10 protein-coding genes are annotated in these 16371 nt (G+C 64.4%); 8 read left to right on the forward strand and 2 right to left on the reverse strand.

The features are described 5' to 3' along the window. Positions 1-43: 43 nt before the first annotated feature. Positions 44-1270: a flavodoxin-dependent (E)-4-hydroxy-3-methylbut-2-enyl-diphosphate synthase gene (ispG, locus tag NTV05_06375; GenBank protein ID MCX6544026.1), complete on the reverse strand. Its 1227-nt coding sequence runs from the start codon at positions 1268-1270 to the stop codon at positions 44-46. Positions 1271-1367: 97 nt separating this feature from the next. Between ispG and NTV05_06380 the strand changes: the two genes are divergently transcribed. The 8 genes from NTV05_06380 (at position 1368) to NTV05_06415 (ending at position 14381) form a co-directional block, all read left to right on the forward strand. After that, positions 1368-2342, forward strand: coding sequence for an NADPH:quinone reductase (locus NTV05_06380; GenBank protein MCX6544027.1), 975 nt, complete (start codon positions 1368-1370; stop codon positions 2340-2342). A 50-nt stretch (positions 2343-2392) separates the two neighbouring features. Then, positions 2393-3631, forward strand: a complete 1239-nt coding sequence (gene thrC / locus NTV05_06385; protein ID MCX6544028.1) for a threonine synthase — start codon at positions 2393-2395, stop codon at positions 3629-3631. Between the two features lie 5 nt (positions 3632-3636). Then, a complete protein-coding gene (locus NTV05_06390) occupies positions 3637-4929 on the forward strand; it encodes an amidohydrolase family protein (protein MCX6544029.1) in 1293 nt (430 codons plus the stop codon). Next, on the forward strand, positions 4926-7631 hold the full coding sequence (locus NTV05_06395) for a molybdopterin-dependent oxidoreductase (protein ID MCX6544030.1): 2706 nt from the start codon (positions 4926-4928) through the stop codon (positions 7629-7631). Before NTV05_06390 ends, NTV05_06395 begins: the two co-directional genes overlap by 4 nt. A gap of 34 nt (positions 7632-7665) precedes the next feature. After that, positions 7666-8718: a cysteine synthase A gene (gene cysK / locus NTV05_06400; protein ID MCX6544031.1), complete on the forward strand. Its 1053-nt coding sequence runs from the start codon at positions 7666-7668 to the stop codon at positions 8716-8718. A 61-nt stretch (positions 8719-8779) separates the two neighbouring features. Continuing rightward, on the forward strand, positions 8780-9994 hold the full coding sequence (locus NTV05_06405; GenBank protein ID MCX6544032.1) for a YgeY family selenium metabolism-linked hydrolase: 1215 nt from the start codon (positions 8780-8782) through the stop codon (positions 9992-9994). Between the two features lie 280 nt (positions 9995-10274). Next, on the forward strand, positions 10275-11276 hold the full coding sequence (locus NTV05_06410; protein MCX6544033.1) for an ornithine carbamoyltransferase: 1002 nt from the start codon (positions 10275-10277) through the stop codon (positions 11274-11276). 9 nt (positions 11277-11285) lie between these two features. Then, positions 11286-14381 (forward strand): DEAD/DEAH box helicase family protein, encoded by a 3096-nt coding sequence (locus NTV05_06415; GenBank protein ID MCX6544034.1) that lies wholly within the window; start codon positions 11286-11288, stop codon positions 14379-14381. A 374-nt stretch (positions 14382-14755) separates the two neighbouring features. On the opposite strand, the gene NTV05_06420 is transcribed toward NTV05_06415, so the two are convergent. Then, the gene (locus tag NTV05_06420) at positions 14756-15490 is read right to left on the reverse strand and encodes a DUF433 domain-containing protein (protein MCX6544035.1); all 735 of its coding nucleotides are present in this window, start codon (positions 15488-15490) and stop codon (positions 14756-14758) included. Positions 15491-16371 lie beyond the last annotated feature (881 nt).

Consider the following 16371-nt stretch of genomic DNA (forward strand, 5'->3'; position numbering starts at 1 on the left):
CCGCGCCCCTACGCGTAGCCCCCGAGCCCCGAATCCCGTCTACCTACTTCCTCACGTATTTCGTATCCACATATTCGTCAACCAGAGTCCTGAACGCCGCAGACAGCTCGTCGTAGGTGCCGCGCAACGTCGTGGCGTGTTCCCCATCGATGAACACGGGGCAGGCCGGCGCCTCGCCGGTTCCGGGGAGGCTGATCCCGATGTTGGCGGCCCTGGATTCTCCCGGACCGTTGACGACGCAGCCCATCACGGCGAGCGTCATGTGCTCGACGCCCTCGTGGCGCGCCTTCCACACCGGCATCATCTCGTGCACGTAGTCCTGAATCTGTTCGGCCAGCTGCTGAAACGTCGTACTTGTGGTTCGACCGCATCCCGGGCACGCCGTCAGGCTCGGCGCGAAGGCGCGCAGCCCCAGCGCCTGCAACAATTCACACGACGCGTACACCTCGTCGCGGCGGTCACCGCCAGGGCGCGGCGTGAGCGAGATCCGGATGGTGTCGCCAATGCCGTCGTGGAGCAGCACCCCCATCGCCGACGCCGACCATGTCAGGCCCTTGATGCCCATTCCCGCTTCGGTCAGACCCAGGTGCAGCGGCTGGCTGGTGCGCCGGGCGAGCTCCCGGTAGACGTCGATCAGATCGCGCGGTTTCGACACCTTGCACGAGATGATGATCTGATCGGGTCGCACTCCGTTTTCGATGGCCAGCGCAGTCGATTCGAGCGCGGACACGACCAGGCACTCGTTGATAATCTCGCCGGAGGTCAGGCCGAGAGTGTGCTCGGTGTTCTCCTGCATCTTGCGCGTGACGAGCTCCTGATTGAGTGAGCCGCCGTTGACGCCTATGCGGATGGGCTTGTCGTGGTCAACCGCCACTTTGCAGATCGTCGCGAACTGCTCGTCGCGACGACGACCGGTGCCGACGTTGCCCGGGTTGACGCGGTACTTGTCGAGCGCCGCGGCGCACGCCGGAAACTTCGTCAGCAGAATGTGGCCGTTGTAGTGAAAATCGCCAATCAGGGGGGCCAGGCAACCAGCCTGCGCCAACCGCGCCTTGATCGACGGCACAGCCTCCGCCGCCTCGGGCAGATTCACCGTCACACGCAGCATCTCGGAGCCAGCCTGCCAAAGTTCGAGGCACTGGCTCACGGTGGCGGACACATCGGCCGTGTCCGTGTTGCACATGGACTGGACGACGATGGGGGCGCCTCCGCCGACCTGGATGTGGCCTATGTGAACGCCGATGGTGTTGTGACGCTGCACGGGCGACATGGTGACGCTATCCTTCACGAATCACGTGTGATGATGCGATCATACCATTCCACTGGCGACCGATCGGGCGGGCCGATCCTAGGATGGGAGAACAGCGATGAAGGCGATTTGCGTGCGTGAGACGGGCGGGCCTGAAGTGCTCACACTCGAAGAGGTTCCGGATCCCCAAACTGGAGCTGGAGAAGTGCTCGTACGGGTCCATGCCGCGGGCGTTAATCCCGTCGATACGTACATCCGATCAGGCTCTCAGGGCCGCAGGCCGACGCTTCCCTATACGCCGGGAACCGACGGCGCCGGCGTGATAGAGGCAGTGGGCCCTGGTGTCGACCGCCGGGCGTGCGGCGAACGCGTGTACTTCAGCGGAACGGCTTGCGGCGGGTACAGCGGCGCATACGCAGAGCGGGCGGTGTGTCTGGCGCACCAGGTTCATCCGCTCGCCGCTTCACTCTCGTTCGCTCAGGGCGCCGCCATCGGCGTCCCGTACGCCACGGCGCATCGGGCCCTGTTCTCCCGCGCGCAATCGCGTGCCGGCGAAACAGTGCTCGTGCACGGCGGGAGCGGCGCTGTCGGCATCGCCGCCATCCAGTTGGCGCGCGCGCATGGCATGAGGGTGTTCGCAACAGCGGGCACGGCCCGTGGCCTCGGTCTGGCGAGTGCACAGGGTGCGACACAGGTATTCGATCACACGTCGCCCTCGTACCTCGCTGAGATCCTCGCGGCCACGCGCAACCAGGGCGTGGACGTCATCATCGAGATGCTGGCCAACATCAATCTGGACAACGACCTGGGCCTGCTCGCGCTCAAGGGGCGCGTGGTCGTGGTCGGCAACCGCGGCCGTGTCGAGATCGATGCGCGGCAGACGATGGTGAAGGACGGGGCGGTGCTGGGAATGACCCTCGGCAACGTGTCGGCATCGGAGATGGCACAGATCCACGAGGAGCTTGCCGCCGGACTTGGCGACGGCACGCTGACGCCCGTCGTCGGGCGGGAGTTCCGGCTGGAGCAGGCGTCAGACGCCCACCGGGCCGTGATGGAGCCCGGCGCATTCGGCAAGATTGTGCTCATCTCGTAGACGCACCGATTTGACCCGCGCCGCACGCGGGCGCTACTGTTTCGCAAGAGATGATCACTGAACTGGTCTGCATCGTCTGCGGCCGATCCTACCCTCCGGGCGACATCCAGACCTGTGGCGTCTGCGGCCCACAGGGCATCCTGGATGTCCGGCACGACTACGACGCGATCAAACCAATCCTCACACTCGACGCCCTCAGCCGGCGTCCGTCCGATCATTGGCGGTACCGGGAACTGCTTCCCGTCGATCCCGCCGCGACGCTGCCGCCGCTTCGTGTGGGCTGGACACCGATCTACGACGCGCCGCGCCTCGCCGACGCGGTCGGCGTTCGCCGTTTGTTTCTGAAAGACGATGGGCGGAACCCGACCGGCTCGTTCAAGGACCGCGCCAGTTCCGTGGGCGTCCTGAAGGCCCGCGAGTTCGGCTACGACACCATCGCGTGCGCGTCGACCGGGAACGCGGCGTCTTCGCTGGCCGGCCTGGCGGCGTCGATTGGCATGCGCAGTGTGATCTTCGTGCCGCAACGAGCGCCGGAACCGAAGATCGCGCAGTTGCTAATCTTCGGGGCTACGGTCTTCCGGGTGGCCGGCAGCTACGAACAGGCTTTCGAGTTGTGTCGGGAGGCCTGCGGCAGCTTCGGTTGGTACAACCGCAACAGCGGCACGAATCCGTATCTGGTCGAAGGGAAGAAGACCGCGGGTCTGGAGATCGCGGAACAGTTCGCGGCGGGCGGACCGCTCGGCGGCGAACTGCCCGATTGGGTGGTCGTGTCGGTGGGAGACGGCTGCACGATTGGCGGGATTGGCAAGGGTCTGCACGAGTTCAAGCGGCTGGGCCTGGTCCGAACGCTTCCCCGCCTGCTGGGCGTACAGGCCGATGGCGCCTCTCCTATCGTCAAGGCGTTCGAGGCGAAGGCCGATCTCGTTCCGTCTGAGGCGGACACCGTCGCCGATAGCATTGCCGTCGGCACGCCCCGGAACTGGCGGCGGGCGCTCGCGTGGGTTCGCGCGTCGCGTGGCGTGATGATCGCTGTTCCGGATCAGGAGATTCTCGAGGCCATGCGCCTCACAGCACGTCTCGGCGGCATCTTCGGCGAACCGGCCGGCGTCGCCGGCATCGCGGGCCTGCGGCGGGCGGTCGCCCAGGGTCTTGTCCCGGCCGATTCCAGCGTGGTCGCCGTTATCACCGGCAACGGCTTGAAGGACATCCGATCCGCCAGCGAGGCTGCGGGGCGCCCGCATGACGTCCAGCCCGATCTCCGCGAGGTCGAAGCCGCGCTTCGGAACTGATCGTCATGCTGCTCAAAGGCGCCTCGATTGCGACCATTCATCCGCCCTGCGTGGATCGAGCCGATCTGCGCGTCGACGGCGACTCGATCGTCGATCGCGGAACGGCGCTGCGTCCGCACAGGGGTGAGACGGTCGAGGACTGTACGGGCTTGCTGATCATGCCAGGTCAAGTGTGCGCGCACACGCACATGTACTCGACACTGTCGCGCGGCATGCCGGCACCACCGACCCCACCCAGGAACTTCCCGGAGATTCTCCGCAAGATCTGGTGGAAACTCGACGAGGCGCTCGATGAGGAGTCGATCCACTACAGCGCGCTCGTGGGCGCGATTGAGGCCGTGCAATGCGGCACGACGACGATCGTCGATCATCATGCGTCGCCGAACGCGATCGCCGGATCGCTCGACATCATCCGTGACGCCTTCGCGGCCGTCGGCATTCGAGGCGTGTTGTGCTACGAGGTGAGTGACCGCGGCGGCAGCCAGCGACGCGATGCCGGGCTGGCCGAAAACGATCGGTTTCTGTCGGCCACCCGCCTCGACCCTCTGGTGCGCGGTCTGGTCGGGGCGCACGCGTCGTTCACGCTCTCGGATCGCAGCCTGGCTGCACTTGGTGATCTGGTCCGCTACCATCAGAGCGGGATCCACATCCACGTCGCCGAGGCGCCGGAAGACGTGGCGTTGACGGCCAAACGGCACGAGTGCGGCGTCATTGAGCGACTCGAGCGGCATGGAGTGCTCAGCCAGTGTTCGGTCCTTGCGCACGGCGTCCATCTGACGCCGCGTGAACTCGCGCAGATCGCTGACGCCGGAGCGTGGCTCGTACACAATCCCCGTTCGAACATGAACAACGGGGTCGGGCACGCGCCGGTGGAGCGCTTCGGCGATTTCGCCGCGCTTGGAACGGATGGCTGGCGCGCCGACATGTTCGAGGAGGCACGGGCCGCGCACTTCGGCCTGCGCGATCGTCTCGGGCCGGCGGCCCCAGATCTTGCGCCCCGTCTGCTCGACGGTTCGCAGCGGCTGGCGGCATTGTTGTTCGGGATGCCGTTCGGCACGCTCGAGCCGGGTGCGGTCGCCGATTTTGTCGTCCACCAGTACGACCCGCCCACCCCCCTCTCCCGATCCAATGTCGCCTGGCACGCATTGACGGGTCTGCATCCCGGAACCGTCAGGCACGTGATGGCGGCCGGGCGCTGGATTTGCCGCGATGGATCTGTAACGACCGTCGATGTTCCCCGCGTGCAGCGGCTGGCGGCGCGCGCCGCTGCCCGGTTGTGGAAGCGCATGGCTCGATGAGCACGAACACGACGCCATCTCCGCTGACTTTCACCTTGAACGGCCAGCCCTTCGTGGCGGCGATCGACGATACGACATCGCTGATGGACGTGCTGCGCGAACAGGCCGGGCTCATTTCGCCAAAGAACGGATGCGCTCCGCAGGGGTCGTGCGGCTGCTGCACGGTGCTCGTCGATGGGCGCGCGCTCGCCTCATGCGCGGTGCCAGCCCGCAAGGCCGCGGGCAGGTCCGTGGTGACGCTGGAAGGTCTCGATGCGCGCGAACGCCACATCTTCGCCCACGCGTTCTCCGTGTCCGGCGGCCTGCAGTGCGGGTTCTGCACTCCGGGCATCGTCATCCGCGCCAAGCACCTTCTCGATCGGACGCCGCGCCCCACGCGGGCGGAGATTGCGCGCGCGCTCAACAATCACATCTGCCGCTGCACCGGCTACGTGAAGATCGTCGACGCCATCGATCTCGCCGCCAGGGCGCTTCAGGGAGAGCCGCTGCCGGAGCCGGACTTCAGCGCGACGATCGGCAGCAGCCTGCCCCGTCAGGACGCCGAGCAGTTCGCGCTGGGCATCCGTCCCTTCATCGACGACATGAAGGTGCCGGACATGCTCTATGGGGCGTTTCTTTTTTCGCCACACCCACGAATCCTCGTGAAGCGAATTGATGCGGCCGGCGCAGAAGCCCAGCCTGCTGTGGTCCGGGTGCTGACGGCGGCTGATGTGCCTGGCCAACGGCATCAGGGCTTGATCGAGAAGGACTGGCCCTTGTTTGTCGCCGAAGGCGAGACCACGCATGGCATCGGAGACATTCTGGCGGCTGTGGTGGCGACCTCCGACCGCGCGGCCAGAGCTGCGCTCCAGCACGTCGTGGTCGATTACGATCGGTTACCCGGCGTGTTCTCGCCAGAGGCCGCGCTTGCCTCTGGCGCGCCGCCTGTGCATCACGATCGCGACAATCTGCTCTCGACGTCGGTCATCCGCCGAGGCGATGTTGACGCCGGCCTCGCCACGTCAGCGTTTGTCGAGACACGCACGTTCGAGACCCAGATGATCGAACACGCGTTCCTCGAGCCCGAATCGGCGATCGCCGTCCCGAGTCCCGCTTGCCACGCCGAAGCCCTTCGACAAGCTCAGGGCGAAGGCGGTCAGAATCCCCCTTCCCGCGATGAAGTAGGGGCACGGCATGCCGTGCCCGTGGAGCTGGAGGTCTTCTCCCAGGGTCAGGGCGTCTTCGATGATCGGAGACAGATCGCCTCGTTTCTCGGCCTGAGCGAAGACCAGGTCCGCGTGACGCTCGTTGCGAACGGCGGAGCGTTTGGCGGCAAGGAGGACCTGAGCATCCAGGGCCAGGTGGCGCTGATGGCGCGGCTCACGGGCCGGCCCGTCAAGGCGACGCTGACGCGCGAGGAGAGCATCCGGCTGCACCCGAAGCGGCACCCGATGCGGCTGACCTACACGGTGGGCTGTGACCGGGACGGGCGCCTGACAGCCGTGCGCGCGCGCATCGTAGGCGACAAGGGCGCCTACGCGTCGGTCGGCGCGAAGGTGCTGGAGCGCGCGGCCGGCCACGCTGCAGGACCGTACAGAGTTCCGGCCGTAGACGTCGAGGCGCGTGCCGTCTACACCAACAACCTCCCGTGCGGCGCGATGCGCGGGTTCGGGGCGAACCAGGCCGCGTTCGCGATCGAGAGCATGCTCGACATTCTCGCGGATCGGGCCGGAATTGACCCGTGGGAAATCCGCTGGCGCAATGCCGTCGATGTGGGCGACACGTTCTGCACAGGAGAGGTGTTCGAGCACGCGGTCGGGATCAAACAGACGCTGCTCGCGGTGAAGGATGACTTCTATTCGTCGAAGTACGCCGGCATCGCATGCGGCATCAAGAACGTCGGCATCGGCAACGGCATGCCCGAATCCGGCCAGGCGGTGGTCGAGATTCTCCCTGGAGGCCGGATCACGATTCACAGCGGCTTCACCGAGATGGGTCAGGGTTTCTACGCGGTGATGACCCAGATCTTCTGCGCCGCAGCCGGTGTAGATCCGCGAGTGGTGCGGGTTGAGGTCGACACGAGTTTCCCGACGCCCTGCGGTATGACGACCGCGTCACGTGCGACCGTGCTCGGCGGTCGCGCCGTCCAGAAAGCCGGCCAACAGCTTCGCGCGGATCTCGATCGGGGATTGAGCCTGGGCGACCTGGCTGGCCGCCGCTACGTCGGTGAGTATCTCGTGGATTTCACATCGGAGCTCGGCGCTCCGGTCGAACGGCCACGGACCCACCTGACGTACGGGTTCGCCACGCAGGTGTGCATTCTCGACGAGCAGGGCCGATTGAGCCGATTCGTTGCGGCCCACGATGTCGGCGGCATCATCAATCGCCATCTGGTCGAAGGACAAATCGAGGGGGCCGTGCACATGGGGCTCGGATACGCCCTGACCGAGGAGTTGCCGCTGGTCGAAGGCGTGCCGCGGTCTTTCAAAATCCGCTCGCTGGGCCTGCTCCGGGCGGCGGATATGCCGGAGGTGAAGGTTATCCTGGTGGAATCCGGAGAGCCGGAGGGACCGTTCGGCGCCAAGGGTGTGGGCGAGATCGGCCTCGTGCCGACCGCGGGGGCCGTCGCCAATGCCCTGTGGCGGTTCGACGGCATTCGCCGGTACACGCTGCCGATGAAGGATTCACCGGCGGCACGGGCGATTCTCGGGGTTAAGCGATAGCGGATCTGCAACTCATATCTGAACGGAGTCATACGTGCCTGTGAAATGGAACGCATCCCGCAAGTACCACACGTCCGTGTTCGACGCGATCGGGCGGACCCCGCTCGTCCAACTCAATCGGATCCCGGCCGCCGAGGGGGTGAAGGCGAAGATCCTCGTCAAGGTCGAGTACTTCAGCCCGTCAGGCAGCCTCAAGGACCGGATCTACTACAACATGTTCACGCGCGCCGAGAAGCGCGGCGCGCTCAAGAAGGGCATGACGATTCTCGAGTGCTCCACCGGCAACGCGGGCATCGGCTGCTCGTTTGTGTCGGCGGTCAAGGGCTACCCGTGCATCATCGTGATGCCGGAAGGCATGTCGGAGGAGCGCAAGAAACTGGATATCGCGTACGGCGCCCAGATGGTCTATACCCCCGGCGGGGAGAGTGACGTGGACCTGGCGCTCGAGAAGCTCGATGAGATCCGCCGGCAGAGCCCGAAGAAGTACTTCGTGCCGGCGCAGTTCGACAATCCGGACAACATCGACGCGCACATTAAGACCACCGCGCCTGAGATCTGGGAACAGACCGGCGGCAAGATCGACGCCTTCATCATGACCCAGGGAACCGGCGGCACGCTGACCGGGGTGGGCCGCTTCATCCGCAAGCGGCGGAAGGCGCTCAAGATGTTCGCCATTGAGCCGGCCGAGTGTCCGCTGCTCAGCCGCCGCGAATGGGGCCCGCACGGCATCGAGGGCATCGGCGACGGGTTCGTCCCGAAGAATCTCGACGTGAGTCTTCTCAACGGCATCGTCACGACAACCACGGCCGAGTCCATGGACATGGCGAGGCGCCTGGCGAAGGAGGAAGGCCTGTTCTGCGGCGTCTCGTCCGGCGCGAACGTCGCCGGCGCCCTCAAGCTCGCGAAACGCCACCCGGAGCTCAAGATGATCGTCACGCTGATCTGCGATACTGGTCAGCGCTACTTCTCGACCGAGCTGTGCGGCATGCCCAAGCACGTGGAGATCCCGGAGCGCGAACATCCCATGGATCCGTACACGACGAAACAGCTGAACAAGCATCAGAAGAATTGGGAGATCATCGACTAGGGGTTCGGAATGAGCGCGTAGGGGCACGACATGTCGTGCCCGGAACACCTTCATCACTACCATGCATCAACAGATCCTTCGGCAAGCGCGCACGCACGAACGCAACCTCGCCGGGTTCCTGCGCGATTTGATTGCGATCAAGTCCGTCAGCTCCCAGGAGGAGGCGGTCATCGGCCGCATCGAGCAGGAGATGCGCGCCAGCGGCTATGACGAAGTGCGCATCGACCCGATGGGCAACATCCTCGGCCGCGTCGGCAGCGGACCCCGAGTGCTCGCCCTCGACGCGCACGTCGACACGGTGGATGTGGGCAATCCTGCAAACTGGACCGTTGATCCCTTCAAGGGCGCTGAGCAGGACGGCATCATTTACGGCCGCGGCGCCTGCGACATGAAGGGCGCGCTGGCGTCGATTGTCTACGGCGGCCGGATCATCAAAGAACTCGGCCTCGAGCGCGATGTCACCCTGTGGGTGGTCGGCAGCGTTCAGGAAGAGGACTGTGACGGGCTCTGCTGGCAGTACATCATCAATGAGGACCGGCTCCGGCCCGAGGCCGTCGTCATCGCCGAGCCGACCAACCTCGGTGTGTATCGCGGACACCGCGGCCGGATGGAGATCGAGATCCGCACGGCCGGCGTCTCGTGCCATGGGTCGGCGCCCGAGCGCGGCGTGAATGCCGTGTACCTGATGGCGCCGATCATCCGCGACATCGAGCAGCTGAACGACCGGCTCGGCGGCGAGCCGTTCCTCGGCAAGGGCACGGTGACGATTGCCGAGATTCGCTCGACCTCGCCCTCGCTGTGTGCGGTCGCCGACTCCTCGACGATTCATCTCGATCGCCGACTGGCTGCCACCGACACGATGGAGTCGGCCCTGCGCGAGATCGAGGCGCTGACGAGCGTCCAGGCCGCCGGCGCGAAGGTCGTCGTTGTCGATTACGCCACCCCCAGCTGGCGCGGCCTCACCTATCCGACGAAGAAGTACTATCCGACCTGGCTGCTGCCCGCTGGTCACCCGGTGCTCGGCGCCGGCATCAGCGCCTACGAGGGGTTGTTCGGCGAGCCCCCCGTTGTCGGCCGATGGGTGTTCAGCACGAACGGCGTCGCGGTGATGGGGATGCACGGGATCCCCTGCATCGGGTTCGGACCTGGCAACGAAATCTACGCGCACATGGCGACCGAACAGATTCCAATCGAACACCTTGTCAAGGCGGCGGCCTGGTACGCGGCGTTTCCGGGGGAATACGTGGGTAGGGATTGGGGATTGGGGCAGTCATGATGACGACGGCGCCGTCGACCCCGGTGGGGCGGGAGGACGGATTCCGAAGCGGCCCCTCGAACCGAGCCGACAGCGAAGTCCTGAGCGAAGTCGAAGGGCGTCAGTTCGCAAAACGCACCGCTAGGGCCAAGACAGACTGCGCGAATAGCGCAACCGTAAGGTCGGCGACGAGTCCCGGTAGGTGCGATTTGCCGGCGAGTGTGAGCGGGGACGCGGAGGAGCCGGACTCCCGCCTATTGCGAGAGTGGGCGCTTCTGCCCGCGCATTGGAGAACTGACACATGCCATCACGACTTCCCAAACTGCCCAACAGCGTCCGCGGCAAGGACTGCATCGAAACCCGCGACTGGTCAGACAAACAGATTGAACTTCTGTTGAAGACGTCGACCGACCTGAAGAAGGCGTTCCGCAAAGGCACGCCGACCCGTTACCTGCCCGACAAGACGCTGTTCATGTTCTTCTTCGACAAGTCGACGAGAACGCGCAACTCGTTCGAGGCCGGCGCCACCCAACTGGGCGCCCACGCGCACTTCATTTCGGCCGAGACCTCGCAGGTCGCGCACGGGGAGTCGCCCCGTGACATGGGCATCATCCTGTCGAGCTACGGCCACGCCATCGCGATTCGCCACGACCTGGTGCCTGGCGAAGGCAACCGCTACATGCGCGAGGTCGCCGAGCACGCGACGGTGCCGGTCTACAACATGCAGTGCGACATCGATCATCCGTTCCAGACACTGGCCGATCTGATGACGATTCGCGAGGAATTCGGCAGGAACCTGCGCGGCCGGAAGATTGTCGTGAGCTGGGCCTACGCGCCAAGCTACGCCAAGCCGATGTCAGTGCCGCAGGGCCTGATCACGCTGATGCCGCGCTTCGGCCTCGACGTGGTCCTGGCGCATCCGCCCGAATGGAAGCTGATGAAAGAACCGATGGCGTTCGCGCAGGCCGAAGCGGCGAAGCACGGGACGTCGTTCGAGGTGACCGACGACATGGATGCCGCCTGCCGCGGCGCTGACATCATCTACGCCAAGTCGTGGGGCATCGAGGAGCTCTTCCACAAGCCGCAGGAAGCGCTGGAATTGTCGAAACAGTACAAGTCCTGGATCTGCGACGAGCGGCGGATGAAGCTGGCAAAGAAGACCGCCATCTACATGCACTGCCTGCCGGCCGATCGCAACAACGAGGTGACCGACGCCGTGCTCGACGGCCCGCAGTCGCGCGTGTTCCCTGAAGCCGAAAATCGCCTGCACACCTGCAAGGCGGTGATGGCACTGACGATGTAGAATCTCTCCGTGCCGACGGTCTCCATCGACAATCCGATTCTCAACTCGCCGTATCGCGACCCGAGCCGTCACTTCCGGTTCGACGATGAGGGCATCACCAACGAGATCATTGAGAAGCGGCGGCTGAGCGGGTATTTCGTTCCAATCCCCCAACCGAAGAAGAGGGGCACGCAGCTGTCCTTCGGCACGGAGTGGACCGACGGCCGCTTCAAGGAAACCGATTTCATCAATCGCATCCGCGACCGGGTCGGACAGTGGCGGCAGGGCGGACACGTTGGCGTGACGACCGTCACCCGGCGGCTGGTCGACTACTGGACGGCAGGCGGGCGCGACAAGCCGCTCTTCTTCTGCCAGATTGAGGCGGTTGAAACCGCCATCTATCTCGCCGAAGTGGCACGCAAGTACGGCGATGCCTGGGTCGAGAACGAACTTCGGACCGCCAACGACAGCGCCAACCCCGGCCTGCCGCGCATCGCGTTCAAGATGGCCACCGGCAGCGGCAAGACGCTCGTGATGGCGATGCTCATCGCGTGGCAGGCGCTCAACAAGCTGCACGACCGCCAGGACGCACGCTTCTCGGACGCCTTCCTCATCGTCACCCCGGGTATCACCATTCGCGATCGTCTCCGCGTGCTGCTGCCGTCCGACCCCGACAACTACTACCGCCAGCGCGACATCCTTCCGCCCGATCTGCTGGAACGCCTCGCGCAGGCGCGCATCCTCGTCACCAATTTCCACGGCTTCCTGCCCCGCGATCGCGGTGATGCGGCGCGCCTCACCAAGGCCATTCTCACGCGCGGCGCAGCCAGCGCCTTCGTGGAATCGCCAGCCGAGGTTGTCCGTCGCGTGTGCCGCGACTTGAGCGGCAAGAAGAACCTCGTGATCCTCAACGACGAGGCGCACCACTGCTACCGCGGCAAGCCGACCGAGGCGGTTGACGACGGAGCGGATGGTGGGAAGCTGAGCGGCGACGAGCGAGTCGAAGCGGAAAAGCGCGACGAGGAGGCAAGAGTCTGGATCTCGGGCCTTGAGGCCGTCAAGGACAAGATGGGGATCCGCGCCATCTATGATCTGTCGGCGACGCCGTTCTTCCTGCGTGGCTCGGGCTACTCGGAAGGCACGCTGTTCCCCTGGGTGGTATCCGACTTCTCGCTCATCGACGCGATCGAATCTGGCATTGTGAAAGTGCCCCGCGTGCCGGTGGCCGACGATTCGATGACCGGGGAGCTGCCGACGTATCGCGAACTCTGGCCGCGAATCCGCGACGGGCTGCCCCGCAAGGGCCGGAAGACCGATGACGTCAGCGGCGAGCCGAAACTGCCGGCCGAGCTGCAGGGCGCCATCCACAGTTTGTACGGACATTACGAGAAGGCCTTTGCACGCTGGCAGGCCAACTCGGAGGCGCAGGCGCGCGGATTAACCCCGCCCGTCTTCGTTGTGGTGTGTGCGAACACGAACATCTCGAAGCTCGTGTTCGACTACGTCGCCGGCTGGGAGAAACCGCTGCCCGATGGCCGACATGTCCTTGTTCCGGGACAGTTGCCGTTGTTCAGCAACGTGGACGGCGAGCGTTGGATCAACCGTCCCAACACGATGCTCATCGACTCGCGGCAACTTGAATCCGGCGAAGGAATGAGCGCGGACTTCAAGAAGATCGCAGCGACCGAGATCGAGGAGTTCAAGGCCGAATATCGCGCCCGCTTTCCTGGACGCGATACTGACTCACTCGAAGACGAAGACCTCTTGCGGGAAGTGATGAACACCGTCGGCAAGTCGGGAAAGCTCGGCGAGCACATCCGATGCGTAGTGTCGGTCTCGATGCTGACGGAAGGCTGGGACGCCAACACGGTGACGCACATCCTCGGCGTGCGTGCGTTCGGCACTCAGTTGCTGTGCGAGCAGGTGGTGGGCCGCGGCCTCAGGCGCATGAGCTACGCGGTGAACGAAGATGGGCTGTTCGAACCCGAGTATGCCGAGGTGTATGGCGTGCCGTTCTCGTTTATCCCGACATCGGGATCGGGCGTCGATCCGAAACCGCCACGCCTGTCGACGCGTGTCCGGGCTCTCGACGAACGCCGCACTTGTGAAATCACCTTCCCGCGCGTCACCGGCTACCGCTACGACATCGCCGCCGAGCGCTTGACGGCGACGTTCACCGGCAATTCGCGCTACGTGCTCTCCACCGAGAGCATCGCCACCATCACCGAGCTTCGGGCCATCGTCGGCGAGGAGAGCATCCATACGCTCGACGAGCTGAAGAACCGGCGGGTGAACGAAGTGGCATTCCTGCTAGCCAAGCGGACGCTCGAGCGCTACTTTCCGGCCGAGACGGGTCCAAGCGGCTCGGCCGCCCTGAGCGAATCGACGATCCAACATGAGCTGAAGGGCCTCTCGCCTGCTGGCTCACGTCCCTGGCTCTTCCCGCAGCTGCTCTCGATCACGAAGGCGTGGCTGTCCCAATGCCTCGTGTGCAAGGACCACACGTTCCCACAGCTCTTGCTGTTGGCCGAATTCGCCCATGACGCGTGCGATTGCATCTACCGGTCGATTGTTTCTGGCAGCGAAGGAGCCAGCACGCTGAAGCCCATCCTTCGACCTTACGACACCGTGGGCTCCACGCGCTTCGTAGACTTCGACACGATTCGTCCGGTGTGGAGCACGCGCGCAGACAAGTGCCACGTCTCCCACGTCGTCGCCGACACCGGCGCGTGGGAGCAGAAGCTAGCCCAGGTTCTCGAGGAACTGCCCGAGGTGGTCTCTTACGTCAAGAATCACAACCTGGGACTGGTTATTCCGTACACGCTCAACGGGGACGAACACGCCTACTACCCGGACTTCGTCGCTCACGTCGACGACGGCCATGGCCCGGGCGACTTGTTGAACCTGCTCATCGAGGTGAGCGGCGAGGCGCGCAAGGACAAGGCGGCAAAGGTGGCAACGGCGCAGGCACTCTGGGTGCCCGCCATTAACAGCCACGGCGGATTCGGCCGTTGGGCGTTTGTGGAGATCACGGACGTCTACGACGCGATTGGGGACATTCGAAAGGCGCGAGGCCTGAGGCGTGAGGGAAAGACGGCGGGAGAGGAGCGAACTACTTCTGCGTAACGATTCGGACCAGCGCGCTTCTTGTGATCGTGGCAATGAACGCGCCACGTTGGCGACAGATGCGGCGGATTTTGGGGAGCGCCCGAACCAGCAGCGTGGCTTGTTCGGGCCCCTGAAGATCCCCACATGTCAGCACGAAGGCTCTGGCCCCTGACGACAGGATGGCTTCGAGTTCCAGTGGCCGGCGGCGCACATGCCGGTCTTTCGTCAGCACAACCCACCGGCGCTGCCCTACCAATGGCAGCCACTCGGCATCAATTGTACCTGGGGCGAAGTGCTCGTGATGGACTTCCACGGAGGCACCTGCGTCTCGCAGAGCCCGGGGAACCAGGTGCCGACCCAGGCACTCGTCGATGAAGAGTACGAGCCGAGGCTCAGGCCGCTTCGCAGCGGATCGCTTCCTGGATTTCCGCCGGTTTGCGCTCATAGTCGTATGCGAGATCCTCGATCGACTCACCGGCATTAAAGCGTTCCGCCACTTCGATCGTGGGAATTCCTGACCCCGAGATCACCGGACGCCCGAAGGCGACACGCGGGTCGATCGAGACGAATCGGGGATACCCACCGAGCGTCTGCTGGCCTGGGGCGTCTCCGCCTCGTTTGCGCATGAACGGGAACAGACGCACCGCAACACCGTGTTGATCGCGATCGATTCGCTTCAAGTACGCATCCAGCATCGTCCTCATCGCCAATTGGCCATGCCGCGACGCGTTGATGAGCGTGCCATACTCGCGAACGAATACATCAGTCCCATCCGTCTCCATCGCGTGATCAACCAGCGGGTGGGGTGAATCGAATTCAGTCTGGAGGTACTCGATGGCTGCTCGAATCCGACGCATCTCGACGTGATGATGGCGGCGGATCGCATCGAGGACATGTACCTCGACAATGTTGATGAAGGACAACAGATGGCTGGCCGGGTCGGCGGCCGGGATCACCGGCCGCAGACGCCGCCCCGCGCGCGGACCGGCGCCCGACCGTCCGAATACCCACGCCCGAATCGTGTTCTCTGGCACCCGAAGGTAGTGGGCAGCATCGAGCGCGTTGTAGGCTGGAATGGCCCGGGGATCCCGGCCCCCGTACGGATCGCTCTTGCGCAGAATTACCATGGTGTGTAGGTTCTCCCCCGCAACAGCGGTGGTTCGAGGAAGATGTTACCGCGAAGCTCGATTCCCAGCAACGCGGCATGGCCAGACGTCGTGCGTCAATTTGGGCCGTGCAGAAAGCTGGCTAGAAACATGGCCTGCCGCAAAACTCCTGCCGCAAAGCTCGCGCCAGTCCCCTTTAGCATGTGTTAGGCTGACCGGATGGAGTTCGCGGTGATCAGACAACGAATCACCGATTCTGCGGTCGATTTCGCGCTCAACGCATTCTGGGTTGCGGTCGCGGGGGCGGCCGTAACCGCAGTAGCAGTCTGCTACGTATTCTGGCGCGGCCTGTCTGAAAAGTTGGTCTGGGCGCTATCGGCGTCGTTCGCGACATTTCATGCGCATTGCCGGAAGGACTGCTGCGATGATTGAGCGGCGCGCCCTCCGCATGGAGGTTTGTGGAGGCAAGTTCTCTGACAGCGTTGATGCTCTCACGACAAACACCACCAACTGGTTGAGCTGGATGAAGGCGAAGGGTAATCCAATTGAATCCGATGAATTCACGGGAGCAATCACGTCTCTACGTGGGGCAACATCGGGAGCATTGCCTACCGTTCGGTCATTTAGAGATGCGACAAAGATCACGCGGGATTTCAGCGCGGAGATGGATCTTGCAGCCGGGCGATTGGTGTTGGCGCTAGATCGTGTGATCGCAGGAATGGAACGGACCGTCGCATTCTGTGATGGACTCACTCAAGCTTAGGGCTTGTCAGGAAATAACTGATTGATATTAACTCTCGCGGGTGGTAGCTTGACCTGTGCAATTTGCCACCCTGCGCTCCAAGTACACCGCGCTGGCACCCGTACTCACGGAACGGTCTCGGCGCGTCTGGGCGGCGACC

The sequence above is a fragment of the Acidobacteriota bacterium genome, from assembly GCA_026393755.1.
In the GTDB taxonomy this organism is placed as follows: domain Bacteria; phylum Acidobacteriota; class Vicinamibacteria; order Vicinamibacterales; family JAKQTR01; genus JBAXOX01.

What these genes read in the sequence shown, in the direction of transcription:
- ispG (MCX6544026.1), bottom strand. Translation starts at nt 1,270, where the DNA reads ATGTCGCCCGTGCAGCGTCACAACACCATCGGCGTTCACATAGGCCAC.
- NTV05_06380 (MCX6544027.1), top strand. Translation starts at nt 1,368, where the DNA reads ATGAAGGCGATTTGCGTGCGTGAGACGGGCGGGCCTGAAGTGCTCACA.
- thrC (MCX6544028.1), top strand. Translation starts at nt 2,393, where the DNA reads ATGATCACTGAACTGGTCTGCATCGTCTGCGGCCGATCCTACCCTCCG.
- NTV05_06390 (MCX6544029.1), top strand. Translation starts at nt 3,637, where the DNA reads ATGCTGCTCAAAGGCGCCTCGATTGCGACCATTCATCCGCCCTGCGTG.
- NTV05_06395 (MCX6544030.1), top strand. Translation starts at nt 4,926, where the DNA reads ATGAGCACGAACACGACGCCATCTCCGCTGACTTTCACCTTGAACGGC.
- NTV05_06405 (MCX6544032.1), top strand. Translation starts at nt 8,780, where the DNA reads ATGCATCAACAGATCCTTCGGCAAGCGCGCACGCACGAACGCAACCTC.
- NTV05_06410 (MCX6544033.1), top strand. Translation starts at nt 10,275, where the DNA reads ATGCCATCACGACTTCCCAAACTGCCCAACAGCGTCCGCGGCAAGGAC.
- NTV05_06420 (MCX6544035.1), bottom strand. Translation starts at nt 15,490, where the DNA reads ATGGTAATTCTGCGCAAGAGCGATCCGTACGGGGGCCGGGATCCCCGG.